The organism is Arthrobacter sp. ISL-85 (genome assembly GCF_018613675.1).
Lineage (GTDB): Bacteria > Actinomycetota > Actinomycetes > Actinomycetales > Micrococcaceae > Arthrobacter.
Genome location: NZ_JAGGPQ010000025.1, coordinates 20,311 through 46,634, shown reverse-complemented (window position 1 = coordinate 46,634; position 26,324 = coordinate 20,311). Strand labels below are relative to the sequence as shown.

Genomic DNA, 26,324 nt, shown 5'->3' with positions numbered 1-26,324 from the left:
CTGGGTAGGCCGTCACGACTTGGAGTGGAGACAGCGCAATAGGGCATCTTCGGCTGGGGACTGTGCCATGTAATGGAAGTCCGGACGTCCGCCGGCCACCCGCAGCGCCCCGCCGCTGCCGTTCCTCTTTCTCGTCCGGTCCGGGTCAATCCAGCCCGGCCAGTGTGTTGGTTCCCGCCCGGGGTGTTCGGCTTTGTAGTGCCGGCCGGTGGGCGAGGTCCAGCCGGGCGGATCTTTCTCGGTTGCCGGGTCGGGTGTCCATCTACCGTTGTGTTTGAGCCGATGGTGCCTCGGACACAGCTGTCCGAGGTTGCTGGCCCCTGTGGTGCCGCCCTGTTCCCAGGCCGTGAGGTGGTCGGTTTCGTTGTCGGGTGTGCGGTTGGTGCAGCCGGGGAAGGTGCAGTTGGCGTCCCGCATCCTGATCCAGCGTTTGAGGGTTTCCGTAAGTCGGTAGTTTTTCCGGCCAATTTCCAACGGTGCCCCGTCCCTCGGGTCGACCAGTACCCGGTAGAACGAGTTGGCCCCGTCGGCGACGAGCTTACGTGCCATGGAAGCCGGGATCGGTCCCAAACCGTCCAGGACGGCGGGCTCATCGGTCAGGCCGAGGAGGGAGAACACCGGCACGGTGACCAGGACGTCCGCCCGCGGGGCGGGGACCTTCCCGATCTCGGTGACGCTTGCCGCAGTGGTGTCGCCGGTTTCCTTGAAGCTGCCTGCGCTGCCGGCGCCGAGGAGCAGGGATGCGGCGATGTCGGGGCGGAGTTGGGTGAGGGTGCGGGGTTCGTCGGGGCTTTGGAGGCCGCGGGCGGTGGCGGTGGTGCGGTTCCAGATGGCACAGGCGGTGTCCCCGGGCAGGTAGAGCGAGACCCAGGCCATCCCGTCGCGGTCCGGGGTGTATTCCATCCGCCGGTCCGCCACCCCCTTCGCATGCCTCTTTTCAATGGATTCGGGGTGGTGGCGTTCCCGCCACGCACGGACCTTGGAACGGAAGCGGGAGGGGACGAGTTCACCGGGGGCGGCGCCGCGGGCGGGGTTGGGGGCGTCCGGGTCGAAGAAGTGCGCCACCAACGACACCGCGCCCTCAGTCGTGAGGCCTTCGGTCTCATCTGCGATGATTTTGGCGTGCTGCCAGGACATGGCACCGGTGGACAAGGCCTCGAAGACCGGCGGCAGGGAGCAGACTCGCCGGGACTGTTCCACGAACGCCCCGCCGGCCGCGGAACTCACGGTGAGGATCCCGGCGATTTCCTCGACCGTGGACATCCCGGCGTAGGTGCGGTCCTGCACGGACGCGTCCGGCGGGGTCATGGCCTGCTGGAACCCGACGGCTTCGGCAGCGTCCCGTGCTTTCAGCGCGGAGAGCCGCGCTTCCAGCCGCGCCGTCAGTTCCAGCCGCTCCAGCCGGATCTCATACCGCCGCTGCAACACATCCACCCCGGAACCAATATCAACTCCGCCAGCAAGGAATGCGTCCTCACGGTTCAGGGCATCGAGCGCAGCAACAGAGGCAGAAACACTCTCCAAAACCGCCCCAACACTGTTGCTGATTCCCATGGACACATCATCCATGGAGGCACTGACAATCAAACTGACGTGGCCATCCGGGGTTAAAGCTAGAGGAGGCGGGAAAGAATCCCGCCTCCTCTATTTCGCACTGTCAGCGAAAACGAGCCGCCAGCAATCTAGCGCGAACCGTAGTTCGGTGCCTCGACGGTCATCTGGATGTCGTGCGGGTGCGATTCCTTCAAGCCGGCGGAGGTAATCCGGACGAACTTGCCGCGGACTTTCAACTCGGGAATGGTCGGTGCACCGGTGTAGAACATGGTCTGCCGCAGGCCGCCCACCAGCTGGTAGGCCACGGAGGACAGCGGACCCCGGTAGGCCACGCGGCCTTCGATGCCTTCGGGGATCAGCTTGTCATCACCGGACACGTCGGCCTGGAAGTAGCGGTCCTTGGAGTAGGACGTGTTCTTGCCACGGGACTGCATGGCGCCCAGGGAACCCATGCCGCGGTAGGACTTGAACTGCTTGCCGTTGACGAAGATCAAATCGCCCGGGGACTCGTCGCAGCCTGCCAGGAGCGAGCCCAGCATGACGGTGTCGGCTCCGGCGACCAGCGCCTTGCCGATGTCGCCGGAGTACTGCAGGCCGCCGTCGGCGATCAGCGGCACGCCCGCCGGAATGGCAGCCTTTGCGGATTCGTAGATGGCGGTAATCTGCGGAACCCCGACGCCGGCCACCACGCGGGTGGTGCAGATGGAGCCGGGTCCAACGCCCACCTTGATGCCGTCCGCGCCGGCGTCAATCAATGCCTGGGCGCCTTCGCGGGTGGCAGCCTGGCCGCCGATGATGTCCACGTGCGCAGCAACGGGGTCGGACTTCAGCCTGCGGATCATGTCCAGGACACCCTGGGAGTGGCCGTTGGCGGTGTCCACGAACAGGGCGTCCACGCCGGCGTCCACCAAGGTCATGGCGCGCTCCCAGCCGTCGCCGAAGAAGCCGATGGCGGCACCGACGCGGAGGCGGCCCTCGTCGTCCTTTGTGGCCAGGGGATACTGCTCGGCCTTGGTGAAGTCTTTGGTGGTGATCAGGCCCTTGAGCCGCCCCTGCTCGTCCACGAGCGGGAGCTTTTCAATCTTGTTGGTGGCCAGCTTGTGCGAGGCTTCCTCGCGGCTGATGCCCACGTGCCCGGTGACCAGGGGCATCTTGGTCATGACATCGCTGACCAGCCGCAGCGGGAAATCGGACTCCGGCACAAAGCGGGTGTCGCGGTTGGTGACGATGCCGAGCAGGCGGTTGTCCTCGTCCACCACGGGCAGGCCGGACACGCGGTAGTGCGCGCAGAGATCGTCCAGTTCCCGCAGCGTGGCCTCGGGGCGGATGGTCAGCGGGTTGGTGATCATCCCGGACTCGCTCCGCTTGACCCGGTCCACCTGGTCCGCCTGGTCGGCAATGGACAGGTTGCGGTGCACCACGCCAAGGCCACCCTGGCGGGCCATGGCGATGGCCATGCGGGACTCCGTGACGGTGTCCATCGCGGCCGACAGCAGCGGGGTCTGGACGGTGATCCGCTTGGAGATCCGGGAGGACGTGTCTGCCTCGGACGGGATGACGTCGGTATGGCCCGGCAGGAGCAGGACGTCGTCGTAGGTCAGGCCTATGAAGCCAAAGGGGTTGTGTTCGGGCTCGGTCATGAGTGCGCCTCTTACCTTGGTTGCTGGGTCACGGGTAGGGGTTGCAGCCGATGACCAGCCCGTTATTACGGAACTGGCCTGTGCAGACGATCCTGCAGGAGCACCGTGCAGCACGGCGTTCCGGGGGCAGAAAGTATTGAGTAAATATTAGAACCTCGGCGCCGATCCCCCTATTCCACGCCGCCAATGTGAGCAACCCCACGGCCAGACAGGCGGAATGGCTCAGCTCCAGCCGGTGGCAGCCAGCAGCCGCTGCTCGAACATGGGAATCATGGTTTCCACGTAGGTCCTGGTGAGGTGGTTGTCGTCCTTGTAGACGTACACGTTCCCCACCACGGCGGGGCAGACACCGCGCGCGCAGATGAAGTCGCTCATGTCCATCAGGTGCAGGCCCGGCAGCTTGGCGCGGTAATTCTCCAGCGGCGATGGCTCCACCAGGGACTCTGCCAGCGACGGGTTGCAGGCAGGCGCGCCGGCACCGTTCCGCTGGGCGCACTGCGGCATGTTGAAGGTGAACCGCGGGTTGTCCCGGATGCCCACAACCTCGATGCCCGCGTCAGTGAACGGTTTCACGCCGTCAAGGTAGCCCGGAACTTCGGTTTCGAACGGGGCGTCCTCGTGGGTCAGCGACGCCACAGTAAACACGGCATTCGGAAGGTGTTCCAGGACGTAGGCGGAACTTGCCCGGTTGTAGGCGTTGCATTCGGCATTCCGGGTTTCCGACTCGGCGCCAAACCTGCAAGCGGGCATCAGCAGCGTGACGATCTCCCAGCCACGCGCAGCCGCAACCGGCGCCAGTGCGGCAAGGTACTGCTGGGCGTGCGAGTCCCCCAGGACCACGATGCGCTTGGTGGACGGTTCCTCCGGAAGCTCCTGCCGGCAGCCCTCCAGGATGGGATCGCCGGTGGCGTTGGCGCCTGTGCAGGGCGAGTCGATGCCGGCCCAGTCATTATCCAGCGCGGTGGGGCCTGGAATGGTTCTTGCGCGGGGAGCCGGGGCGTTTTCGTTCTCCGCGGTGAGTGCCAACGCGCCGGGCGTAAGCTCCCTCGGCTGTGCCGCCGTCGCGCTTTCCTCTGCGGTCAACGACGTCTGCCAGACCGCGACGGGACCGGCCAGGACGGCGCCGCAGGCAACAATGACGACGGCGGTCCGCCAGGCCCGGAGCTGGGGCCAGCGCCAGTCGCGCACCGGTTTTTCCACGAAGCGCGTGGTCAGGACGGCGAGCACGACGGAGGCTCCAACGATCCCGAGACCCTGCGTGAGGTTGGGAGCTTCCACGCCGGTGGCCGCGAGCGCCAGCACCAGGACGGGCCAGTGCCACAGATACAGGGCGTAGGAGTTATCCCCCAGTGCGACGGCGGGCCGGCTGCCAAGGATGCGGTCCACGCCGAACCTGCTGCCGGTCTGCCCCGCCACGATGATCGCTGCCGCCGCCAGCGTGGGCCACAGCGCCACGTACCCCGGGAAGGATCGGTCAACGGTAAGGACCAGCCCGCAGGAAACCATTGCGGCCAGCCCGGTCCAGCCCAGGGCGATACGCAGCAGGCACCCGGGCCGCAGGTAAGGCAGCGCCAGTGCCAGCAGGGACCCCAGCGCAAACTCCCAAAGCCGGGCACGCGTGTCGAAGTAGGCGTAGGCCTGGTTGGAAGCGGTCTGGTCCATGGAGTAGGCCAGGGATACCGCGAACACCGCCCCGAAAACGATTGCCAGCAAGCCACGGTAGGTCAGCCGCTGCAGGCGGGGAACGCGGCGCAGCACGTTGAGTACCGCAGCCGTGCCGGCGAAGACCAGCGGCCACAGGATGAAGACCTGCCCCTGGATGGACAATGACCAGAAGTGCTGCAGCGGGCTGGCGCCGGCGTGGTCCTGCGCGTAGTAGTCCACTGCAGTATCTGCCAGGAGCCAGTTCTGGCGGTACAGCAGCGACGCCCAGGCCTGGTCAAGCAGCTGCGGCCAACGGCCCTGCGGCAGGATCAGCCAGGTGCCGGCCAGAACTCCGAGAATCACCACGACGGCGGCCGGCAGCAGTCGCTTGAACAGGTGCAGCCAGTGCGCCAGGAGCCGGAACGCGTGCCCTGACTCCGCCTTGCGGACGAAGGACAACGTGAGGAGGAAAGCCGAAATCAGCAGGAAGATGTCCACGCCGCCGGACACGCGGCCCAGCCAGACGTGGTACGCCACAACCATCAGGACAGCCAGGGCCCGCAGGCCCTGGACTTCCGGTCGGAAGGTGGGCGTCCGTTGGCGCGTGGCGGCACTGGTTCCGGGTTCAAGTGGCTTCGGGGTTTCCGTTATCGACACTAAAACCCCTCAAAACGCCCGCCAGCCAAAACATCAACCCTAGCCAGGGCCGACTGCATCGGCTAATCAACGCTCCTGTTCAGACTATGCTTGCCCCAATCGTGGAAGGGAGCGGGCATGGTAGTCCAGCTGCGGATCTGCGTGCCCGGGGAGCTGTCCGCCGTCACCGTGAAGACCTGCCGCGACCAGCGGGGCACCGCGGAAGTTGCGCTGCTTCCGGGCGCGGCCGTGGTGCCGCAGGGCGATGTGGTTGAGGTGCTGATCGCCCGGGAGTCAGTGGAGGAGCTGCTCGAGAAGCTGGAAGTCCTGAAAATCCGCGATGTGGGATCCATTGCCATGGCCACGCCGGAATTCGTCCTGTCCAAGAACGCGGACCGGGCTGAGCGTGCCGCGCCCGGGGACGGCGCAGACGCGGTGATCTGGGACGACGTGACCCGGCAAACCGGCGAAGACTCCCGGCTGACCTGGAATTTTCTTGCTTTCCTGGTGCTGGCGACCCAGCTCGCGGGAATAGGCATCGTGACGGATTCCCCCATCGCGATTGTGGGTGCCATGGCGGTAGGACCTGAGTTCGGCCCGTTGGCTGCCCTCGCCGTCTCGCTTGTCACCAGGAAGTGGAAGCTTGGGCGCCGCGCCGCAGTTGCGCTGGGCGTCGGCTTCCCCATTGCCATGCTGCTGGCGGCGTTGACGGCCTGGCTTTCGGTTCCCCTCGGACTTTTTCCGCGCGATGCCTTGGACAAGGGCTCCGCCGTCGAATTCATCTACCATCCCGGGCCGTATTCACTGATTGTTGCCGTGCTGGCCGGGATCGCCGGCATGTTGTCAATCATCGGGAGGCGTTCCGCAGCACTGATCGGCGTCTTCATCTCCGTAACCACGGTGCCTGCGGCAGGCTATGTGGCGGTGGCCCTGGTGCTGGGCGAATACCAGAAGGCGGCCGGTTCTGCGCTTCAACTGCTGCTCAACCTCGTGGGCATCGTGACCGCCGCCGTCGCAGTTTTGCTCTTCTATCGGATGGTCACCCGGCGCCTCCCGGCTGGTGTGGCACGGAGCCTGAAGCGCCAGCGGAGCGGGACCCGCAGCTAAGGCCGGTCCATACCTTGCGCTATTGACGCAGCAGGGCGCGCAGGGTCTGGATCGTATCCGCTTCAGGCGGGGTTTTATCGTCCCGGTAGCGCTTGACGCGCGCAAACCTCAGGGCGATCCCGCCCGGGTAGCGGGGCGACTGCTGGACGCCGTCTATAGCTATTTCGACGACCGTGACGGGCTCGACCCACACGGTGCCGGCCGTGCGACGCACCTCAAGCTCCTGGAACCTTTCGGTTTGCCAGCGCAGCAGCTCGTCGGTGAGGCCTTTGAACGTCTTGCCCACCATGACGTAGCCGCCGGGTTCGCCGAACTCTCCGTTGGGATCCAGTGCCCCAAGGTGCAGGTTGGAGAGCATCCCGGTGCGGCGCCCCGACCCCCATTCGCACGCGAGCACCACCAAGTCATAGGTGTGTACGGGTTTGACCTTGACCCAGTTGGAGCCGCGCCGGCCGGCCGCATAGGCGGATCCGATGGCTTTCACCACAACGCCCTCGTGGCCTGCGGCAAGCGCGTCCTGCGACACGCGCTCTGCAACGGCCGGATCGGCAGTGACCTCCCCCGGGATGCGGTGTGCGGGTGCCACGCGTTCCAGGACGTCGATGCGGGTGGACAGCGGTTCGTCCAGCAGGTCCCGTCCGTTGATGTGCAGGACGTCGAAAAACCAGGGATGCAGCAGGGTTTCCCTTACAGCGTCGGCACCAAAGCGGGACATGGTTTCCTGGAAGGGCCGCGGAGCCCCGTCCTCGTCCAGGGCGAGGGTTTCGCCGTCGAGGATCACGTCCTGCACCGGCAGCCCGCGGACCAGGTCCACCACCTCAGGCAGGCGGTGCGTCACCTCGGCGAGGTTGCGGGTGTAGATGCGCACGTCGGTGCCGGAGCGGTGCACCTGGATGCGGGCGCCGTCGAGCTTGTATTCCACAGAGGCCTCCCCCGTGGTTTCGAGGGCTGCGCGGGTACTGCCGGCGGTGGCGGCGAGCATGGGCTGCACCGGACGGCCCACCACGAGGCCGACGGCGTCAAGCTCGGCTTCAGTGCCCGTCAGGGCCAGGAGGGCGGTTCCGCCGAGGTCGCCGGAAAGCATTGCAGCACGCCTTACCGCGTCGACGGACCTGCCGGCCGCGCGGGCAACAGCGTCCGTCAGCACTCCCTCGAGGGCACCAGTGCGCAGTTCCCCGAGCAAGACGCCGGCGATGAATGACTGTTCGGGTGCGGTGGCCGCCGCCATCAGGGTCCGGAGGATGGCGGCCCGCTCCGCACCCGATCCGGTGCCGGCTGTGGCCAGGAGCCGATCCAGCGCCTCATCAATATCCGCCACCGTGAGGCCGGGGTCCCCGGCCGGCTCTTCCTTGGCCGCCGCCACGGCGCTCCAGCCCACGCCAACACGTCCCTGGCGGGGTTTGGCACTCAGCAAACCCACCGCCGTCGGGATCTCCCCAGGTTCAAGACGGCGCAGAAGGTGGGCCAGGGCTTCCACCTTCGCCAGCCGCGAGCGGGTGGATGCGACGGCTTTCGTGGTATCCACGAGCTCAAGGAGCAGCATGGCACCATCCTGCCACGGGCACTGGACAGCGTCCGGGCGCGGGTCCACAATGTGCGCGTGGGCATCATCGTCGCGAACCTGTTCATCACCCTCGACGGCGTCTACCAGGCGCCGGGCGGCCGTGAAGAAGATCCCGAAGGCGGATTCCCGTTCGGGGGCTGGCAGGCGCCGGTGTCCGACGAGGAATCCGGCGCGGCCATCGCGGCCGAAATCGCCTCGATGGATGCCCTCCTCCTGGGCCGCAGGACCTACGACATCTTCGCGGCCTACTGGCCCCACCAGTCCGGCGACATCGCCGACGCGCTTAACCGGGTTCCCAAATTCGTCGTATCAGGTTCTCTGCATGATCCCGCCTGGGCAGGCACCACTGTGCTGCCGGATGCCGTGGCTGCCGGCGGCCTCCGGACCGGGTACGGGCAGGTGCACATGTTTGGCAGCGGAGTCCTCATCCGTTCACTGCTGGCGGCAGGTGTACTGGACCGGCTCCACCTCTGGCTGTATCCGGTCGCCCTGGGGCAGGGCAAGCGCCTCCTCGACGCCGGGACGTTGCCGGCCACATTCAGCCTCGCCGAGCCGGCGCGCAGCTTCCCCAAGGGTGCCGTTTCCCTGGTGTATGAGCCATCCGGCGGCGTGCAGACGGAGGAGATGTCCCCACCGTCCCCCTAACCTCGCTGCGCTCGGCCAGGGAACCCTGACGCCGTGGGCCCACCCACCGTCAGAAATACAAAAAACCGGCCCAACGAATGTTGGACCGGTTCCTTGTTGGAGCCAGTGCGCCGCAGGATGTGAGTCCTAGTGGCTGTGGCCTGCGTGCTCGTCCTCGTCGGCCGGCTTCTCCACGACAAGGGTCTCGGTGGTGAGAACCAGGGCGGCGATGGATGCCGCGTTGCGGAGGGCTGCACGGGTGACCTTGACGGGGTCGATGACGCCCGCGCCGATCAGGTCCTCGTACTCGCCGGACTTGGCGTTGAACCCGTTGTTGGTCTCGAGCTCGGCAACCTTGGAGGTGACCACGTAGCCGTCGAAACCGGCGTTCTGGGCGATCCAGCGCAACGGCTGCACCAGTGCGCGGCGGACAATGCCCACGGCTGCTGCTGCGTCGCCTTCGAGGGCCTTCACGGCAGCGTCTTCATCCAGTGCCTTCAGGGCGTGGATGAGGGCGGAACCGCCGCCGGCCACGATGCCTTCTTCGAGGGCAGCGCGGGTGGAGGACACGGCGTCCTCGATGCGGTGCTTCTTTTCCTTCAGCTCAACCTCGGTGGCAGCGCCGACCTTGATGACGCCGATGCCGCCGGCAAGCTTGGCCAGGCGTTCCTGGAGCTTTTCACGGTCCCAGTCGGAGTCGGTGCGGGTCAGCTCGGCCCGCAGCTGGGCAACGCGTGCTGCTACGTCCTCGGCCGAACCGGCGCCGTCCACAATGGTGGTGTTGTCCTTGGTGACGGTGATGCGGCGGGCGGTACCCAGCACCTCCAGGCCCACGGTGTCCAGGCTCAGGCCCAGTTCCGGGGAGACAACCTGCGCACCGGTGAGGGTGGCGATGTCCTGCAGCATGGCCTTGCGGCGGTCGCCGAAGCCGGGAGCCTTGACGGCCACGACGTTCAGGGTGCCGCGGATGCGGTTGACGATCAGCGTGGACAGGGCCTCGCCCTCAACGTCCTCGGCGATGATGAACAGCGGCTTGGAGCTCTGCAGCGCCTTTTCGAGCAGCGGCAGGAATTCCTGGATCGAGGAGATCTTGCCCTGGTTGATCAGGATGAGTGCGTCCTCGAGGACTGCTTCCTGGCGCTCTGCGTCGGTGACGAAGTACGGGGACAGGTAGCCCTTGTCGAACTGCATGCCCTCGGTGAGGACCAGCTCGGTCTGGGTGGTGGAGGACTCTTCGATGGTGATGACGCCATCCTTGCCCACCTTGCCGAAGGCCTCGGCGAGCAGCTCGCCGATTTCGTCGCTCTGCGCCGAAATGGCGGCAACGTTGGCAACCTGGGTTCCCTCGACCGGGCGTGCGTTCTCCAGCAGGCGGGCAGCCACGGCCTCAACCGCAACCTCGATGCCGCGCTTGATCTGGCCGGGGGCAGCGCCGGCTGCAACGTTGCGCAGGCCTTCCTTGACCAGGGCCTGGGCCAGGACGGTGGCGGTGGTGGTGCCGTCACCGGCAACATCGTTGGTCTTGGTGGCTACTTCCTTGGCCAGCTGTGCGCCAAGGTTCTCGTAGGGGTCGTCCAGTTCCACTTCGCGGGCGATGGTGACGCCGTCGTTCGTGATGGTGGGGGCACCCCACTTCTTGTCCAGGACGACGTTGCGGCCGCGGGGGCCGAGCGTCACCTTGACAGTGTTGGCGAGCTTATCGATGCCGGCTTCAAGCGACCGGCGTGCAGCGTCATTAAACGCAAGCTGCTTTGCCATGGTTTTGTCCTTTCAAGACAGAACCCCGCGCAGCTGACCAGCGGGATGCATGGTCAGCGGCACGGGGATCCAAAAGTTACTTTACGACGATCGCCAGAACGTCGCGGGCGGACAGCACGAGGTACTCGGTGCCGCCGGTCTTGACTTCGGTTCCACCGTACTTGGAGTAGATAACAACGTCGCCAACGGCCACGTCGACCGGAACGCGGTTGCCGTCTTCGAAGCGGCCGGGGCCTACTGCAACAACTTCGCCTTCCTGCGGCTTCTCCTGTGCGGAGTCCGGGATGACCAGGCCGGAAGCCGTGGTCTGCTCGGCTTCGAGCGGGCGGACAACAATACGATCCTCAAGAGGCTTAATAGAGACCGACACTCGGACCTCTCCTTTTCGTCAGCAAATTCGTGGACTGGAAAGCTTTCCGCCGTAGCTGGCAAACCGTCGTCGCGGTGCCGGCAGCAGCCTGGCTGGCAGCTCTTCATGTGTTAGCACCCTCCTGGGGAGAGTGCTAATGAAGACTCTATGTAAGCGTTAGCACTCGGTCAAGGTGAGTGCCAAAGTTTCGTCATCGGCGTACGCCTTTCCGGGTCCGACGACGGCGGGCAAGCGGGCGAAAGACGCCCCGTCCTCAGCGGCCCAGGTCGTCGAAGTCCACGTCCTCGCCGCCGTCGGTGTCACTGCCGCCCACTTTCCGCCCACGAAAGAGCACCCAGCCGGACGCCGCTGCGGCGAGCAGCGCAGCCACGAGGAAAAAGATGCTCCCCGCCCGCGCGCCGTCGTACAGCCCACGGATGTCCCGGGCTTCCTGGGTGTTGTCCTGGATGTCGTTGCCGCCCACGGAATAGACGGTGGCGTTGAAGGTGTCCAGCAGGAAAATGATCACCAGCAAGGCAATGCAGACCACGGCCACCACGGCGGCGGCGATCAGGACGGGACGGGCAAACCTTGCCGGTCCGCGGTCCTTGGACTCGTGGTCGCCGGTCTCGCGGGGGGCTGCGCTCTCATCCATGGTTTCAACAGTATCCGCATCCCGGCCCCGCGCTCCTCCACTAGGCTGGAACCCATGGCTCACGCTCCCCAGGACCAGATTGCACCGCTGTTGACCCCCGAAGGCTGGGAGTTGCTGGCATCCATGGGCCCCTACCGTGAGCAGGACTCGTTCGAGCTCAACTCCGCACTCAGGAAGGGCGGACACTCCCCCGGACTTGTGTCCGCCGTCCTCACTCAGTCGCGGCTGCGCACCAGGGCAGAGGCGAAATTCGGTGAGTTTGCCCGCCAGATGCTGTTCACCCAGGCCGGCCTGGAGCAAGCCACGCGGCTGAATGTCGCCGCGCACCACGCGCAGCGGTTCGCCGCCGCCGGGATCAGCCGGGTGGCAGACCTGGGCTGCGGCCTTGGCGCCGATTCCCTGGCCCTGGCCTCCCTGGACATCAACGTCACCGCCGTCGAAATGGATGAAACCACCGCGGCGTGCGCCACGGTGAACCTCATCCCGTTCCCCAACGCCACGGTGGTCCACGCGGACGCCGCTTCGGTTCCATTGGACGGGGTGGACGGCGTCTGGCTGGATCCGGCGCGGCGAGTCACCTCAACCTCCGGCACCAAGCGGATCTGGGACCCCGAGGCGTTCTCCCCGCCGTTGTCCTTCGTGGAGTCCCTGGCCGCCGAAGGCAAGGCTGTGGGCGTGAAGATGGGCCCGGGCATGCCGCACGACTCTGTGCCAGCGGGCTGCGAGGCGCAGTGGGTATCGGTAGCCGGGGACGTCACCGAAGTGACCCTGTGGTTCAACGCCGTGCGCAGGCCCGGAGTCCGCCGTGCTGCTTTGGTCCTGGGTCCGCAGGGAACCGCCGAGCTGACCAGCGCCGACGACTTCGGCGCCGGACCATCCGCGCCGGTGGGACCCGTGGAAGGCTACCTGTACGAGCCCGACGGCGCCGTGATCCGCGCCGGGCTGGTGGCCGACGTCGCACTGCAGCTCCGCGGCCACCTGGTGGACGAACACATTGCCTACATTTGCGCTCCGGACCTGCTCGACACCCCGTTCGCCCGGGCCTACAAAGTCCTTGATGTCATGCCCTACAACGTCAAGGCGCTCAAGGCATGGGTCAAGCAGGAGGGCATCACCGTGCTGGATATCAAGAAGCGCGGCACGGCCGTCACCCCGGAAGAGCTGCGGAAGCAGTTGCTGCCCGGCGGCAAGAGTTCCGGCGGGAAGAAGGGGGCCGGCAAGACGGCCACCCTGGTCCTGACGCGCATCGGCGAGGAGCGGGTGGCCATCGTGGTGGAGCCTGCCTGACTGTCTCTACTGCGCGCGCATGAACTCCTCGGCCGCCCGCACCTGCTCCGCGGTGGGCCGGACCCCCGTGTACAGCACGAACTGCTCGAGCGCCTGGATGGTGGCAACCTCCGCCCCCGTGATGACGGGTTTGCCTGCCGCCCGGGCGGCGCGGATCAGCGGTGTCTCGGCGGGCAGCGCCACCACGTCGAAAACCAGGCGCGCCGCGTCGATGGCCTCGGCGGGGAAGGACAGGGCGTCCGCTTCCGCACCTCCGGCCATGCCGATGGGGGTGACGTTGATAATCAGGTCAGCCGTCCCGCCGTCGAGCGTTGCACGCCACTGAAAGCCATACTGGTCCGCGAGCGCCCGCCCGGCAGCCTCGTTCCTGGCGATGACCGTGACGTGGGAAAACCCGGCGTCCCGGAGGGCTGCGACCGTGGCCTTGGCCATGCCGCCGGCGCCCTGCACCAGGACGGAGTACTCAGTGGGGACCGAGTTGGTGGCGATGAGCTGTTCGATCGCGGTGTAGTCGGTGTTGTACGCCTTGAGGTGGCCGTCTGTGTTCACGATGGTGTTCACCGAGTCGATGGCCTTGGCGGAGGGGTCCATCTCGTCCACCAGCGCGATGACGTCCTCCTTGTACGGCATGGAGATGGCGCAGCCACGGATGCCCAGCCCGCGGACGCCGGCGATGGCCTGTTCAAGGTTGGTGGGCGCGAAGGCTTTGTAGATCCAGTTCAGGTCCAGCTGCCCGTAGAGGTGGTTGTGGAACCGGGTCCCGTTGTTGCTGGGACGGGCCGAGAGCGAGATGCAGAGGGTCATGTCTTTATTCAGAATGGGCACCTGACCATTAAACGCGTTCCTGCCCGCGCGGGGGTCCAAGGGATCAGGGGCAGCCGGTACCTGCAGGAAAAGGTCCGACGGCGGCCGGCAGCTTCCCCGGAGCCGGCGCCTTCCCTGCCAGCACCGCGGCGAGCGCGTCGAAGGCCGTGTTGGTGCGGCCGTAGAGCGCGAGCTTAACCGGCGCGGTTGAATCCTGGAGCGGCCAGGGGGCGTCGAGGGACACGGCAATGTCCCCGCCGGCCGGTTTTCCGCCGAACCCGATGAGGGTGACCAGCGGCCCCGATCCCACTGCTATCCCGGCGCGCGCGGCGGCGGCTTCGAAGCGCTCCCGGTCCCCCGGTCCGCCGCCGGCCACACGCACGGAACCGGGCACCAGCGGTCCGCTGCAGGGCCCGGAAACAACCGTAATGGCGGACGCCGAGGCCTGGGCTGACAGTGCTGCCCCGCTTCCGGCCGGGGCACCTGCGCCGGCGGTTCCGGCAGGCGGGGTGCTCCGCGCGTGCCAGATCATCATGGTGGCCACCCGTTGCGCCGCCTCATCCAGCCGTGCGGGGGGAAGGGTCCCGGCGGCCACGGCCTGGACGATGGCGGCGTGCGCCTGTTCCACGTCGGCGGGCATCAGCAGCAGGTCTGCGCCGGCGGCCAGTGCCTTCACCGCAGCGGCTCCTGAGGGGTACTGCTTGTCCACGGCACCCATGTTGAGGGCGTCGGTCACCGCCACACCCTTGAAGCCCAGGCCCCTCAGCGCCGTGTAGCTCGGGGCAGAGAGCGACGCCGGTACACCGGGTTCCAGCGCGGGCACGGCGATGTGCCCGGTCATGACAATTGGGAGCCCGGCGGCGATCGCGGCCTGGAAGGGTTTCCAGTCCCGCCCCTGGAGCGCGTCGATGCCGGCCGGCTGGACGGGGAGGCTCAGGTGGGAGTCCGCGGTCACCGAGCCGTGGCCTGGAAAGTGCTTGACGGTGGGGAGCACGCCGGCGTCCAGCATGCCTTGGGCGAATGCGGTCCCCTGGGCTGCCGCCGCGGCAGGATCGGCCGACATGGAACGCGCACCTATGGTGGGGTCCGTGGGCCCGACAGTCACGTCCGTGTCCGGCGCGAAGTCGAGGTCGAAGCCCAGTGGCACCAGCTCGCGGGCCAGCGCCTTGCCCGCCTGGCGGGTCAGTGCCTGGTTGCCGGCCGCGCCGTAGCTCATGGGCGTGGGCCATTCGGTGAGGGGCGGCCCCAGCCGCGCCACCGCGCCGCCCTCCTGGTCAACGCTCATGATTCCCGGCCAGCGCCGGCCGTCGGCGGCAACAGCCTGCTGCAGCCGCTGGGTCACCGCGCCCATGGCGGCGATGTCCACGTTCCCCTGGGGGTCGCGCGGCACGTTGTCGCCCATGATGATGGACCCGGCCAGGTGCAGGCGCTGGATGAGGGCGGCTTGGGCCTCCACCTGGTTGCCCTGGAAAAACGGAAGCAGGATCTGCCCTGCCTTCTGCTCCGGCGTCATGGCCGCCACGGCCGCCACAGCGGCGTCCTGGTCCCGCTGCTCCGGTCCCCACCCCAAGGGCCGGGAGCCGGCGTCAGGTGAGGCGGAAGCGGCCGGAGGCGCCGTCGTCGTGCTTGCCGACGCCGAAGGGGTCTCTCCGGCGGAGGACGACGGCGGTTCCGGGCTTGGGGAGGGCGAACAGGAGGCAAGGGCCATTGCGGACAGGGCCAGGAGGAGGGGGAAGGATTTGGCAGGACTGTGACGCAGGGGGAACGAAGCCATTATTACGATGCTACCCCTGCACTAGACTTGAAAGACCCGTTCGCCTGCCGGCAGCAGCCTGTGAGCGGCATCAGCCAGCGGCAAACCGGACAGTAAGGAAACGTGTGAAGATCGACTTCGCGTCATCGAGGCAATCAACCCTCGGTGTTGAGTGGGAGCTTGCCTTGGTGGACGGGAAGACGGGCGAGCTCGCTTCCGTGGCCAACCAGGTGCTCCGCGGCGTGGCGTCCCGCCACCCGGAACTCAACGAAGACGACGAACACCCGCACATTAAGCAGGAATTGCTGCTGAACACGGTGGAACTGGTCACCGGGATCTGCGAAACGGCAGCCGAGGCCAAAGAGGACCTCAGCCGGTCCGTCGCCGCCGTCCGCGAAATCACCGACCCCATGGGCGTGGAGCTGTTCTGCGCCGGCAGCCACCCGTTCAGCCCGCCCCAACTGCAGCCGGTGACGGACAAGGCGCGGTACGCCAAGCTCATTGACCGGACCCAGTGGTGGGGCCGGCAAATGGTCATTTACGGGGTCCATGTCCATGTGGGGCTGGACCGCCGGGACAAGGCGCTCCCCGTCCTGGACGGCCTGGTCAATTACTTCCCGCACTTCCAGGCGCTCTCCGCCTCCAGCCCGTTCTGGGGTGGCGAGGACACCGGCTACGCCTCCCAGCGGGCCCTGATGTTCCAGCAGCTTCCCACCGCGGGCCTGCCGTTCCAGTTCCAGTCCTGGGCGGAGTACGAATCCTACGTCCAGGACATGTCCACCACGGGTGTCATCGACACCATCTCGGAGATCCGATGGGACATCCGGCCCGTGCCCGCCCTGGGAACCATCGAAATGCGCATCTGCGACGGTCTGGCCACGCTCGAGGAAGTGGGGGCCATTGCGGCCCTCACCCAGTGCCTGGTGGACGAGTTCTCCACCACCCTGGACAACGGCGGCACCATCCCCACCATGCCGCCGTGGCACGTGCAGGAGAATAAGTGGCGCGCCGCCCGGTACGGCCTGGACGCCATCATTATCCTCGACGCCGCAGGCCGCGAGCAGCTGGTCACCGAGCACCTGCTGGAGACGCTGAACCGGCTGGAACCCGTCGCCGCCAAGCTGCGCTGTTCCGACGAGCTCGCCGACGTGGAGAAGATCATCCGCCGCGGCGCCGGCTACCAGCGCCAGCGGCGCGTGGCGGCGGACAACGGCGGAAACCTGCAGGCCGTGGTGCTGGACTTGGTCAAGCAGATGCGCAACGGCCCTACCGCCTGACTCCCCGTCCCCAAAACGGGGCACTTCGACACGGACACGCCGGCCGCCGTCGTGATGTACGACGGCGACGCCCCCAAAGTGCCCCGCGACGGCTCGCCGGGCCCACTGCCGTCAGGCCGGAGCACTGCCGTCAGGACGGGAGGGACACCGAGGTGACGGGCATCGACGAATCCGGGGCGAAGCCGATTCCGCTGGGCTCAGCACCGGCCATCACCAGCTGGGCGCCGAGCGCGGCCACCATGGCGCCATTGTCCGTGCACAGGTCCAGCGGCGGGACGTGCAGCCGGATCCCGGCGGAGGCGCAGCGCTGCCCGGTCAGTTCCCGCAGGCGTGAGTTGGCTGCCACTCCGCCGCCCAGCAGGACGTCCTTGATGCCGTGCTCGCGGCAGGCCAGGACCGCCTTGGACGAAATTACGTCCACCACCGCTTCCTGGAAAGCTGCCGCGATGTCCGCCACTGGGATCTCTTCCCCACGGGCCTCGAACTGCTCCACGCATCGGGCCACCGCCGTCTTGAGCCCGCTGAAGGACCAGTCGTACCGGTGCGGTCCGGGTTCGTCGGCGGTGCCCATGTACTTGGGCTGGGTGAGGCCGCGGGGGAAGCGGATCGCTTTGGGGTTGCCGGTGCGGGCCATCTTGTCGATGGCCGGTCCGCCGGGGTAGCCCAGCCCCAGGATGCGGGCCACCTTGTCGTAGGCCTCGCCCGCGGCGTCGTCGATGGTGGACCCCAGGAGCTGCACGTCGCTGGTGATGCTGTTGATCCGCAGGATTTCGGTGTGGCCGCCGGACACCAGCAGGGCACCCAGGTTCTCCGGCAGCTCCTGCTTGCGGCCGTCGGCACGGTCGTCCAGGAGTCCCACGCCCACATGCGCCACCAGGTGGTTGATCGCGTAGAGCGGCTTGCCGGTGGCGACGGCGAGCGCCTTGGCAGCGCAGACGCCCACCATCAGCGCACCGGCCAGCCCGGGACCGGAGGTGACGGCGATGGCGTCCACCTCAGCCAGGGTCACGCCGGCGTCCGCCAAGGCCTGCTCAAGGGTGGGGACGAAGGCGTCCAGATGGGCGCGCGAAGCGATCTCGGGGATGACGCCGCCGAAGCGGACGTGCTCGTCCATGGAGGAAGAGACGGTGTTGGTCAGGAGGCTGGTGCCGCGGACGATTCCCACGCCGGTTTCGTCGCAGGACGATTCGATGCCCAGTACCAGGGGCTGCGTACGGTTCATGCCTGGCCTGCCTCCGTTGCTTCGTGTCCTTCAGTTTCCGGTGCGGCCAGCTGGAGCCGCATGATGAGCGCGTCCACGCCGTCGCGGTAATAGCGGGCACGGACGTGGATCTGTTCAAAGCCAAACCGCACATAGAGCTGTTGCGCCCGGGGATTGTCAGCCCGGACTTCCAGGAGGACCTCCGTTGCCCAGCGGCGCCGGGCTTCTTCGATCAGCTGCGTGAGCAGGGTGCTGCCGATGCCCCGCCCCTCATATGCAGGGACGACGGCGATGGTCTGGACGTCCGCGATGGGCTCGATGCACATCAGGCCGGCGTAGCCCACGATGCCGTCGCTGGTTTCCGCCACCAGGTAGCGGCGCGTCTCCGGTTGGGAAAGCTCATCCAGGAACATCTGCACGGGCCACGCATCAATGGGGAAGAGCTGGTGTTCCAGCACGCCGACGGCCGGCACATCGTCGAGCGTCATGTCGCGGACGGTGACTTCGGCCAGCCGGGGGTCCGGGAAGGTTTTCACAAGGCCCGCTTCCGTGGTCCGGGAACCTGGGCGTCGGATTCGCGCAGGTACAGGGGGGTGGAGTCCAGCAGGGTATGTCCGGTCGCCAGCCGTGCCAGGGCGAACTGGCCAAGGTACAGGGCGTCAGGCTGCTCCCCCGTGAACTCCGGGTGGGCCTGGAGTATGTCAGCGTAGAGTCCCGCGCCGGCGCCGAAGGCAGGCAGGTCGGGGAGCTCTGACGCGAAAGTTACGTGCGGGCCGTCCTCCAGTACGGGCAGTTGGCCGTCGTCCAGGCTGTACCGGGCCCAGTAGACCTCCTTGCGGCGGGCATCCGTCACCACCAGGAACCCGGAAACGCCGGCGGTTGACTCGGCAACTTCCAGTGCCATCGCGTCCAGGCTCATCAACCCGTGCAGCGGCTTGCCCCAAACGAATGCCAGGGTGCGGGCGGTGGCGATGCCGGAGCGGAGCCCGGTGAACGGGCCGGGGCCAACGCCCACCACCACTGCGTCCACGTCCTTCCCGCTTACTCCCGCCGACGACAGCATGGCGTCGATTCCCGGGGCAAGCACCTCGGCGTGGCTGCGGGTGTCCTCGGTGGCGAAGCTGGCCAGCACACTTTCCGGGGCGTCGTCGGTGACCAGTGCTGCGCTTGCCACGGCAGAGGTGTCGATGGCGAGGATCAGCATGCCACTCCTCCGGCCGGGCCCGCCAGTTCGGGAACGGCTGCCCACCGGGGCCCGTACCCGCGCATGACGATGGTGCGCGGCTCGTCGGTGTCCCCGCCGTCGAAGTCCAGGGTCCCGGAGGTTCCGGCCACTCCCCCCGCACCAAGCCCGATGGCACGGTGCAGGTCGATCTCCAGCCGGCTGTCGCTCAGGTGCTCCACGCGCTCATGGCCCCACTCCACGACGGTCACCGATGAATCCATGGTGTTTTCAAGGTCGATATCGTCGATCTCCGCGGCCGAACCCAGCCGATAGGCGTCCACATGCACCAGGTCCGGGCCGCCCGGACGCGGGCCGCCCGGCAGGTTGGGATGGATCCGGACCAGGACGAACGTGGGCGAGATGACGCCCGGGCGCACGCCCAGGCCTTCGCCCAGACCCTGCGTGAAGGTGGTTTTCCCGGCACCCAGCTCACCGGACAGCACCAGCAGGTCCCCTGCCTGCAGCACCTCCGCCAGGCGTGCGCCAAGGGCGTGCGTCTGTTCCGCCGTCGTCGCCGTCAGCGTCTTTTCCCAGTTTGCGCTGGCCTGTTCCGGCGCGCTCACGCGGTCCCCGCCTTGCCGGGCACGCCCATCAAACCCTGGATGTTGTCCGCCGACTCATCTTCATGGATGAAGCGGCGGGGTACACGCGGGCTGATCCTGGTCACCACTTCATAGTTGATGGTCCCGGCCGCTCGTGCCCAGTCGTCCACGGTGGGCCCGCCGTCGGCGCCGTCCCCGAACAGTTCCGCTTCGGCGCCCTGCAGCCGGGCGCCCGAAGCCTCCGGCCCGAGGTCAATGACCATCTGGTCCATGGCGATCCGCCCCACCACGGGGTAGGTCTTCCCGGCCACCCGGACAGGGCCGCCGGTGGCCACGCGCGGGACGCCGTCGGCATAGCCCAGCGGTATCAGGGCCAGGGTGCTCGCTGCTTTGGTGCGGTAATGCAGCCCGTAGGAGACGCCCTGCCCCTTGGGTACCTCCTTGCATTGCGACACCAGGGTGCGCAACGTCATGGCCGGGCGAAGGCCGAGCTCTGCGGATGTCTGCCCGTCGAACGGCGAAAGACCGTAGATGCCCAGGCCCACGCGGACCATGTCAAAGTGGGTGTCCGGCCGGGAAAGGGTGGCGGGGGTGTTGGCAAGGTGCCGGACCTCTGGATCCACGCCCGCGTCCTCGGCGATGGCCAGGGCTTCCCGGAAAGCGGCCACCTGCTCATCCGTTTCAGGCCGTTCCGGCTCATCAGCCACGGCCAGGTGGGAGAAGATGCCCACCACCCGGAGCAGTCCCTGGTCCTGGTATTCCACCGCCTCCCCTACCAGCCGGTCCCACGCCTCAGGGGTTGCGCCGTTGCGGCCCAGCCCGGTGTCCACCTTGAGGTGTATCCGTGCGGGACGTTCCTGTTCGCGGGCCGCGGCCACGATGCGTTCCAGCTCCCAGCCGGAGCAGCCAATGTCGACGCCGGCGGCCACGGCGGCGCCAAAGTTGCTGTCCGTGGTGTGCAGCCAGGCCAGAAGGGGCGCGTCGATGCCGGCCGCACGCAGTCCGAGGGCCTCGGAAATGTGGGCGACGCCGAGCCAGGACGCGCCCGCCTGCAGGGCTGCGCGGGCCACGGGAACGGCGCCGTGCCCGTATGCATCGGCTTTGACGACGGCCATGACTTTCGCGGGAGACGCAGCGGCGGCAAGCCGGCGGACGTTGTGCCGGATGGCCTCCAGGTCGATCACGGCGGACCGCTCATGGCGGGGGTCCGGCCCGGAGGCAGCGCTGAATTCACCGGTTGTTGCGGGGTAGGTCACCTAACTGATTCTAGTGCGGGCACTTCGTGCCGAAGAATCAACGCGGCCCGTCCGGGTTCGGGGACGATGGCTCGCCGCTTCCATCGCTCCTCATTTCCCTCACTTCGGAGCGGAAGATCCGCATGGACTGGCCAAGGGATCGCGCCATGGCCGGCAATTTCGGCGCTGCGAACAGCAAGAGCGCCACAACGATGATGATGGCCATGGGCCACGGGCCATCAAAGAGTCGTCCCATATGAAGTCCTTTCCTTGGCGGCCGGCTTGGGGGCCGGGCGCGGGGTTTGCGTTAGCTGCCGCTTGTGGTGGCGGCAGTGCGTCCACCGTCTGCCGTCAGCGAGACGGTGACCGGCTGGCCGCCCGCCACGGTGATGTGGGTGACCGTGCTGGCGGTGGCCGGCAGGACGGCGGCGATGGGGACAGCGAATTTGCCGGGGTCGCGTCCAATGACCTGGGCCGGCTTTCCTGATGGCGTCGTGATGCCCTGGATCCGCACATCACGCGCTGTCCCCGCGCCCTCGTTGCCGACGGTCAGCTCCCAGGTGGTGGTGCCGGCGCCCGAGAAGGTCTTGACCAGGGATGCCGTGAGCCTGGCCGGGGTTGGCTGTACCCCCTCGTCGACTTCGAGGACCAGCGTGTCCCACCCGGGCCCCTTCCCCGCCGGTGCCGGGGAGCCATGGGCGAAGGCGATCTGGTTCTCGCCAGCCACAAGCAGGTCGCCGGGAAAGGACAGCACCGCGGTGCGGGGATAGCCGCTGCGGTCGGCCTGCCGGGCGATGGTGGAGTCATTGTTGCCGGGCAGATTGCCGCTAATCGCCGAGCTGTTGCCGTTGACGGCAACCGTGGGGGCGCCGCCCTGCTGCATGGCGGTGGCAACGGTAAGGAAGGCGGTTCCTTGGAATGCCCGATCGAGATGGAAGCGGACGGTCCATGTGCCTCTGTTGGTCTGCGCGTAGTACCAGTCGGTGGGTTCCCAGCTCTCACCAATCGTAAAGGTGAGGTCCGCCGGGATCATGGACGGCTTTTCGTAGCCCCGCGGCTTGGCGGTCACTGGCGATTGCGAGGCCAGCGCGTACTCCCCCGCGGTCCGGTCCGAGCGGCCGATCTGCCAGAGGAAGGTTCCGTGCGTGGTGGGGTTCCAGGTGATTTCGCCGAGGTCCTGCCGCCGCCCTTGAACGACTACCCCGGGCCGGCGGTAGAGGTCCGTGACCGACCCGTCAGCCGGCTGGATGTACAGGACGTAGGATCCGGGGGCCGTGCTGCCGGGACGCCAGGCCTGCGGGATCCCGGGGAGCTCGAAGCGGCCGTCGGCGTCGGTCTTCACAAAGTACGTCGGCTCCGCGATAGGGAAAACGCTGTCGCTGTCCTGCGTGGAAAGGATGACGTGGAAGTCCTTGGCCGGGCGCCCGTCCGTGAGCCGCACCTTGCCGGTGACGGTGGTGCGCTCGGCTGGGGACGGGTAGAGGGCGTCTGCCACCCATGGGGCGCCCTCCCGGTGTTCACTGATTTCGGCCTGGGCGGTACGCGCCGCCTGGGCGATCATCGAGTCAGGGTTCGTGGCATCGCCCACGGTGAAGAATGTCAGCCATGGCCCATACAGCCGCCGGTAGCCTGCCTGGATCGGATAGCTGGGCTCGCCGTAATGGTTCCGGGAGAAGTAGTTGAGGATCAGCGCGTCCTGATGAATCGCGAGGTCCTGATGCTGGGGCCCTGCGCCATAGAACCCGCACAGGGTGTCATCGGAGACGCCGCCGAGGGGCGTGAACCAGGCTCCGAATCCGTTTCCGAAGTGCCCGAACATCGGGTTCTCATGGTGGTAGAGGCTCCAGTCGTACTTGCTGTAGACGGAGCCGGCCGGCACGTTGCCGGAGTTGCTGCCCGGGCTGGGCAGGTTGGGGTTGTTGACCCCGTCCACCCGCCATGTCTCGTCCTGCAGGCTCTGCTGCGTGGCGAGGTAGGCGTAGGTGGGCTGCTGCCCGGCCCCGCGTTCCCAGTTGTAGGCATGGTCAAGCAGGCTCCGGTCCCAGCGGGTATTCATGCGCACCTCGCCGATTGCGGTGTCGGTCACGGCCGTCATGATGTTGTAGCCATAGATGCCGCGGCGCCCGGCACGCATCACCAGATGATGCTCGTGCCGCAGCGGGGTGCTCGTGGTGTCGATGAACGCGACCTCCACCAGCCCGGGTTCCGCCCGCAGAACATCGATCCGGGAGCAGACCAGGCGGGTCTTGCCCCCGGACGCGTCAACATAGAAGGAGTGCTGCCGGTCGGGGTCGCGCGGATCCACGCCGTTCAGGTTGTGCGCCAACTCCGTCCCGCCCACGACAATCGACGTGGCGGTGATGGAGACGTCCTGCCAGCCGGTGGGGACCCCGACGTCGTCCCTGCTGAACGTGGCGCGCACCAGCCCATTGTCCAGGACAAGTTCCGGCACCTGGGCCGGGAAATCGTAACTGCCGGCCGTTGCGGGCTTGCCGCCGATCAACACTTTGATTCCCTGTCCCGACGGCGAAGCGGCTTCGGCGGCGTTCCCGCCCACGCTGCCTGCCAGTGCGGCACCCAGCGCTGCGCCTCCGAAGGCCTGGACTGCCCTGCGTCGGGTAAGTCCGGCTGGCTGGCCCGGCTGCACATGGTCTGGCTGCATTCTCAAGCTCCTCATTAAGCTGGTATTTCCCGTTTCTCGGAAAGCGTTTTCCCAACAATTTGAAACGATATTTCCAGCAGCACGCAGAGAAGTCAAGGCCTGTCCGGCGCAGGGCAGGTCGAAGACGACACCACGCGGACGGCGGCGTCCCTCAGGCGTCGGAGAGGTGCGCGATGGTGGCTGCCGCCCGGCGCTGGGCCGCTTGGGGCACGTCCTCGATGATGTCCGCCAGGAACCGAAAGCGCCGCAGCCATTGGCTCATCTGCCGCTCCGGGCGGGCGTTGGCGCGCTTCCACCAGTCGGCGATGTCCCCCCAGCCTGGCGCTGCCAGGGATCCACCCACCTCCTGCACGGCCAGGGATGCGCACAGGTTGGCAAACCGCAGCCTGTCCCCCAGCGGCCAACCCGCCAGGGTCCCCACGATGAACGCCGCGTCGAAGCAGTCACCCGCGCCGGTGGGGTCGTGTGCCTTGACCGGAAGCGAGGGGACCCACTCCTCCTCCCCGGTTTCCGAGTCCACTGCCATGGCCCCCTGCGCCCCCAGGGTCACCACGGCCACCGGAACGCGGTCCGCCAGGGCGTAGAGCGCACTCCACGGATTGTCCTTGCCGGTGAACGCCATGGCCTCGCGCTGGTTGGGCAGGAAGGCGTAAAAGTACTGCAGGTTGTCGAGCCGCACCGGCGCCCACTCCCCGCTCGGATCCCACCCCACGTCCCCGAACAGGCGCACCCCTGCCCCGTGGGCGGCCCGCGCCCACGGTTCGATTTCCACGCCCACCTCGGCGATGCCGGCGAGCGCCTTGGGCGGTTCTCCAATCAGCTCGGAGTGGGTCACCGGCGCGGAGTGCCCGTGGGTGACCAGGGAGCGGTCCTGGTCCACGCAGAGGGACACCGTCACCGGGGAATGCCAGCCCGGGATGCGGCGGGAGAGGCTGAGGTCCACGTGCTCCTGGCCGGAAAGGATCTTCCAGTTGAAGTCCCCGTACCCGTCGTCTCCGAAAACCGCCGCCAGCCCGGTGCGCAGGCCCAGCCTGGCAGCAGCAATGGCCTGGTTGGCCACCCCGCCCGGGCAGCTGCCCATGCCGTCACTCCAAATTTCCGTGCCGGGCTCGGGCCCGTGGGGCAGGCCGGTGAAGATGATGTCCTGGAAAACGGTGCCGGCCAGCAGGAGATCGAAACCCGGTTCGACCGGGGAACGGACGGCAGCCAGCGGATCGAAGGGGCGGGCTGGCATCGCGTCCATAGTGGGCACAATACGCTGCGCCGCAGTGCTCCGGTAGGGGCCTTGGAATCGGCATGGACAGGCTGTCAGAGGCTGGTCCTAGACTGCAGTCATGCGGCTTCTGATTGCCGGCGGCGGAGGTTTCCGCGTACCGCTCATCTACCGGGCTTTGGTGTCCGGCCCCTATTCCGGGCTGGTCACCGAGCTGGTGCTGTACGACGTCGATCCCGCCCGCCTTGAGGCAGTCACCACGGTGCTGCGGAGTATGCCCGCAGGCAAGGGAGCGCGCCTTCCGGTCCACGCCAGCACCGGTCTTTCCGCTGCCCTGTCCGGCACTGCCATGGTGTTCGCCGCCATCCGGCCCGGCGGCACCGCGGGGCGGGTGGCGGACGAAAAGGTGGCGCAGGACCTCGGGCTGCTGGGGCAGGAAACCACGGGAGCCGGCGGGATCTCCTTTGCGTTGCGGACCATTCCGCACATGCTGGACCTTGCCCGCCTGATGCGCGAATGCTGCCCGGACGCGTGGCTGATCAACTTCACCAACCCCGCCGGCATGGTCACCGAGGCGTTGCTCCGAGTACTGGGGAACCGGGTCATCGGGATCTGCGATTCCGCGGGAGGGCTGGTGCAGCGGGCCGCGCATGCTGCGGGAGTGCCCTTGCCGGAGGGACGGCTCGACGGCGTGGGCTACTACGGCCTGAACCATCTGGGCTGGCTATACCGGCTGGAGTCCGGCGGCCGGGACAGGCTGCCTGCCCTGCTTGCGGACGCCGGGGCCCTGCAGCAGTTCGAGGAAGGCAGGCTCTTCCCGCAGCCGTTCCTTGCCCGGCTGGGCCTGCTTCCCAATGAGTACCTGTATTACTACTACCAGCGCGACGCAGCCCGGCAGGCAATGCAGGCCATGGCACGCCCCCGCGGGGAGAGCATCCACAGCCAGCAGCAGGAGCTGTATCCGCGGCTGGCCGCTGCAGGACAGGAGGCCTACCGGCTGTGGGAGGAGGTACGGCGCTCCCGCGAGGAGGGGTACCTGGCCGAGGCCCGGGGCGCCGGCGAGCGCCGGAATGAGGAAGATTTGGCCGGGGGCGGCTATGAACGGGTGGCGTTGGCGGCCATGCGGGCCCTGGCCGCCGGCGGCGATACCCAACTGGTCCTCAACACCCGGAACGCACTGACGGCTCCGCACCCGCCCCCGCCACGCGGCGCCAACCCGGCCCCTCTCCAACCCGCCATTCCCGGCCTGCCCGCGGACGCCGTCGTCGAACTTCCCTGCACCGTCACCCCCGCCGGTGCCGTCCCGCTGCCCCAGCTTGCGCCGTCGGAACCGCAGTTAGGGTTGCTGCGGCGGGTCAAGGAGGTGGAACGGCTCACTGTCCAGGCCGCCACAACCGGCAACCGTGCGGCCGCCCTGGCGGCTTTCACCCTGCACCCGCTCGTGGATTCAGCAGACCTGGCAGCGAAGCTGATGGCCGGTTACGAGCAGGCATTTCCGGCCTTGGGGAAGATGTGGAAGGGCGGTGAGCGTTAGGGGAAGGAGTAGTGTTTTATCGAATGCGCCTGAGCCGGCTCCCCTGACACGTACCGGCGG

21 protein-coding genes and 1 pseudogene are annotated in these 26,324 nt (G+C 67.5%); 5 read left to right on the top strand and 17 right to left on the bottom strand.

The window, feature by feature from the left end; genetic code table 11:
• Window positions 1-12: 12 nt before the first annotated feature.
• From J7I84_RS18375 to J7I84_RS18365, 3 genes are all read right to left on the bottom strand, one after another.
• Window positions 13-1,554 (bottom strand): HNH endonuclease signature motif containing protein, encoded by a 1,542-nt coding sequence (locus tag J7I84_RS18375; protein WP_214945969.1) that lies wholly within the window; start codon window positions 1,552-1,554, stop codon window positions 13-15.
• Window positions 1,555-1,682: 128 nt separating this feature from the next.
• Window positions 1,683-3,194, bottom strand: a complete 1,512-nt coding sequence (gene guaB, locus J7I84_RS18370) for an IMP dehydrogenase (RefSeq protein WP_188570898.1) — start codon at window positions 3,192-3,194, stop codon at window positions 1,683-1,685.
• 222 nt (window positions 3,195-3,416) lie between these two features.
• Window positions 3,417-5,489 (bottom strand): acyltransferase family protein, encoded by a 2,073-nt coding sequence (locus J7I84_RS18365; protein WP_214946037.1) that lies wholly within the window; start codon window positions 5,487-5,489, stop codon window positions 3,417-3,419.
• 123 nt (window positions 5,490-5,612) lie between these two features.
• Here J7I84_RS18365 and J7I84_RS18360 point away from each other — a divergent pair, with 123 nt between their 5' ends.
• Entirely contained in the window at window positions 5,613-6,581 is a 969-nt protein-coding gene (locus J7I84_RS18360; protein WP_214945968.1) for a DUF389 domain-containing protein, read from the top strand.
• Between the two features lie 19 nt (window positions 6,582-6,600).
• Here J7I84_RS18360 and J7I84_RS18355 read toward each other — a convergent pair whose 3' ends face one another.
• Window positions 6,601-8,124: an ATP-dependent DNA ligase gene (locus J7I84_RS18355; protein WP_214945967.1), complete on the bottom strand. Its 1,524-nt coding sequence runs from the start codon at window positions 8,122-8,124 to the stop codon at window positions 6,601-6,603.
• Between the two features lie 57 nt (window positions 8,125-8,181).
• Here J7I84_RS18355 and J7I84_RS18350 point away from each other — a divergent pair, with 57 nt between their 5' ends.
• Window positions 8,182-8,790 carry a dihydrofolate reductase family protein gene (locus J7I84_RS18350; protein WP_214945966.1) on the top strand — a complete coding sequence of 203 codons (609 nt, stop codon included), beginning with the start codon at window positions 8,182-8,184 and terminating at the stop codon, window positions 8,788-8,790.
• A gap of 126 nt (window positions 8,791-8,916) precedes the next feature.
• On the opposite strand, the gene groL is transcribed toward J7I84_RS18350, so the two are convergent.
• From groL to J7I84_RS18335, 3 genes are all read right to left on the bottom strand, one after another.
• Window positions 8,917-10,527: a chaperonin GroEL gene (gene groL / locus J7I84_RS18345; RefSeq protein ID WP_214945965.1), complete on the bottom strand. Its 1,611-nt coding sequence runs from the start codon at window positions 10,525-10,527 to the stop codon at window positions 8,917-8,919.
• A gap of 76 nt (window positions 10,528-10,603) precedes the next feature.
• Window positions 10,604-10,897, bottom strand: coding sequence for a co-chaperone GroES (gene groES / locus J7I84_RS18340; protein WP_003805290.1), 294 nt, complete (start codon window positions 10,895-10,897; stop codon window positions 10,604-10,606).
• Between the two features lie 253 nt (window positions 10,898-11,150).
• A complete protein-coding gene (locus tag J7I84_RS18335; protein WP_214945964.1) occupies window positions 11,151-11,531 on the bottom strand; it encodes a hypothetical protein in 381 nt (126 codons plus the stop codon).
• Between the two features lie 54 nt (window positions 11,532-11,585).
• Here J7I84_RS18335 and J7I84_RS18330 point away from each other — a divergent pair, with 54 nt between their 5' ends.
• Window positions 11,586-12,818, top strand: a complete 1,233-nt coding sequence (locus J7I84_RS18330; protein ID WP_214945963.1) for a class I SAM-dependent methyltransferase — start codon at window positions 11,586-11,588, stop codon at window positions 12,816-12,818.
• Between the two features lie 6 nt (window positions 12,819-12,824).
• On the opposite strand, the gene J7I84_RS18325 is transcribed toward J7I84_RS18330, so the two are convergent.
• The gene (locus tag J7I84_RS18325; protein WP_311381165.1) at window positions 12,825-13,643 is read right to left on the bottom strand and encodes a shikimate 5-dehydrogenase; all 819 of its coding nucleotides are present in this window, start codon (window positions 13,641-13,643) and stop codon (window positions 12,825-12,827) included.
• 43 nt (window positions 13,644-13,686) lie between these two features.
• A complete protein-coding gene (locus J7I84_RS18320; protein ID WP_214946035.1) occupies window positions 13,687-15,135 on the bottom strand; it encodes a glycoside hydrolase family 3 N-terminal domain-containing protein in 1,449 nt (482 codons plus the stop codon).
• Between the two features lie 365 nt (window positions 15,136-15,500).
• On the opposite strand from J7I84_RS18320, the gene J7I84_RS18315 reads away from it, so the two are divergent.
• Complete coding sequence (locus tag J7I84_RS18315; RefSeq protein ID WP_214945962.1) at window positions 15,501-16,652, top strand: glutamate--cysteine ligase; 1,152 nt, start codon at window positions 15,501-15,503, stop codon at window positions 16,650-16,652.
• A 130-nt stretch (window positions 16,653-16,782) separates the two neighbouring features.
• On the opposite strand, the gene tsaD is transcribed toward J7I84_RS18315, so the two are convergent.
• From tsaD to J7I84_RS18275, 8 genes and pseudogenes are all read right to left on the bottom strand, one after another.
• Window positions 16,783-17,874, bottom strand: coding sequence for a tRNA (adenosine(37)-N6)-threonylcarbamoyltransferase complex transferase subunit TsaD (gene tsaD / locus J7I84_RS18310; RefSeq protein ID WP_214945961.1), 1,092 nt, complete (start codon window positions 17,872-17,874; stop codon window positions 16,783-16,785).
• A complete protein-coding gene (gene rimI, locus J7I84_RS18305; RefSeq protein WP_214946034.1) occupies window positions 17,871-18,341 on the bottom strand; it encodes a ribosomal protein S18-alanine N-acetyltransferase in 471 nt (156 codons plus the stop codon). The genes tsaD and rimI overlap by 4 nt, the downstream gene beginning before the upstream one ends.
• A gap of 44 nt (window positions 18,342-18,385) precedes the next feature.
• The gene (gene tsaB / locus J7I84_RS18300) at window positions 18,386-19,057 is read right to left on the bottom strand and encodes a tRNA (adenosine(37)-N6)-threonylcarbamoyltransferase complex dimerization subunit type 1 TsaB (protein WP_214945960.1); all 672 of its coding nucleotides are present in this window, start codon (window positions 19,055-19,057) and stop codon (window positions 18,386-18,388) included.
• Window positions 19,051-19,641 carry a tRNA (adenosine(37)-N6)-threonylcarbamoyltransferase complex ATPase subunit type 1 TsaE gene (tsaE, locus tag J7I84_RS18295; protein ID WP_214945959.1) on the bottom strand — a complete coding sequence of 197 codons (591 nt, stop codon included), beginning with the start codon at window positions 19,639-19,641 and terminating at the stop codon, window positions 19,051-19,053. The genes tsaB and tsaE overlap by 7 nt, the downstream gene beginning before the upstream one ends.
• Window positions 19,638-20,876, bottom strand: a complete 1,239-nt coding sequence (gene alr / locus J7I84_RS18290; RefSeq protein WP_214945958.1) for an alanine racemase — start codon at window positions 20,874-20,876, stop codon at window positions 19,638-19,640. The genes tsaE and alr overlap by 4 nt, the downstream gene beginning before the upstream one ends.
• Before the next feature lie 64 nt (window positions 20,877-20,940).
• Window positions 20,941-21,111: pseudogene (locus tag J7I84_RS18285) on the bottom strand (Sec-independent protein translocase subunit TatA); the annotation flags it as partial.
• Window positions 21,112-21,162: 51 nt separating this feature from the next.
• Complete coding sequence (locus J7I84_RS18280; RefSeq protein ID WP_214945956.1) at window positions 21,163-23,517, bottom strand: polysaccharide lyase family protein; 2,355 nt, start codon at window positions 23,515-23,517, stop codon at window positions 21,163-21,165.
• A gap of 151 nt (window positions 23,518-23,668) precedes the next feature.
• Complete coding sequence (locus tag J7I84_RS18275) at window positions 23,669-24,760, bottom strand: carbohydrate kinase family protein (protein WP_214945955.1); 1,092 nt, start codon at window positions 24,758-24,760, stop codon at window positions 23,669-23,671.
• Window positions 24,761-24,851: 91 nt separating this feature from the next.
• On the opposite strand from J7I84_RS18275, the gene J7I84_RS18270 reads away from it, so the two are divergent.
• A complete protein-coding gene (locus tag J7I84_RS18270; RefSeq protein WP_214945954.1) occupies window positions 24,852-26,264 on the top strand; it encodes a 6-phospho-beta-glucosidase in 1,413 nt (470 codons plus the stop codon).
• The last annotated feature ends 60 nt before the right edge of the window (window positions 26,265-26,324 follow it).

Bases quoted from the DNA above. Each gene is read 5' to 3' on its own strand.
- J7I84_RS18375 (WP_214945969.1), bottom strand. From the start codon at position 1,554: ATGGGAATCAGCAACAGTGTTGGGGCGGTTTTGGAGAGTGTTTCTGCC.
- guaB (WP_188570898.1), bottom strand. From the start codon at position 3,194: ATGACCGAGCCCGAACACAACCCCTTTGGCTTCATAGGCCTGACCTAC.
- J7I84_RS18360 (WP_214945968.1), top strand. From the start codon at position 5,613: ATGGTAGTCCAGCTGCGGATCTGCGTGCCCGGGGAGCTGTCCGCCGTC.
- J7I84_RS18355 (WP_214945967.1), bottom strand. From the start codon at position 8,124: ATGCTGCTCCTTGAGCTCGTGGATACCACGAAAGCCGTCGCATCCACC.
- groL (WP_214945965.1), bottom strand. From the start codon at position 10,527: ATGGCAAAGCAGCTTGCGTTTAATGACGCTGCACGCCGGTCGCTTGAA.
- J7I84_RS18335 (WP_214945964.1), bottom strand. From the start codon at position 11,531: ATGGATGAGAGCGCAGCCCCCCGCGAGACCGGCGACCACGAGTCCAAG.
- J7I84_RS18330 (WP_214945963.1), top strand. From the start codon at position 11,586: ATGGCTCACGCTCCCCAGGACCAGATTGCACCGCTGTTGACCCCCGAA.
- J7I84_RS18320 (WP_214946035.1), bottom strand. From the start codon at position 15,135: ATGACGCCGGAGCAGAAGGCAGGGCAGATCCTGCTTCCGTTTTTCCAG.
- tsaD (WP_214945961.1), bottom strand. From the start codon at position 17,874: ATGAACCGTACGCAGCCCCTGGTACTGGGCATCGAATCGTCCTGCGAC.
- rimI (WP_214946034.1), bottom strand. From the start codon at position 18,341: ATGACGCTCGACGATGTGCCGGCCGTCGGCGTGCTGGAACACCAGCTC.
- tsaB (WP_214945960.1), bottom strand. From the start codon at position 19,057: ATGCTGATCCTCGCCATCGACACCTCTGCCGTGGCAAGCGCAGCACTG.
- J7I84_RS18280 (WP_214945956.1), bottom strand. From the start codon at position 23,517: ATGCAGCCAGACCATGTGCAGCCGGGCCAGCCAGCCGGACTTACCCGA.
- J7I84_RS18275 (WP_214945955.1), bottom strand. From the start codon at position 24,760: ATGGACGCGATGCCAGCCCGCCCCTTCGATCCGCTGGCTGCCGTCCGT.
- J7I84_RS18270 (WP_214945954.1), top strand. From the start codon at position 24,852: ATGCGGCTTCTGATTGCCGGCGGCGGAGGTTTCCGCGTACCGCTCATC.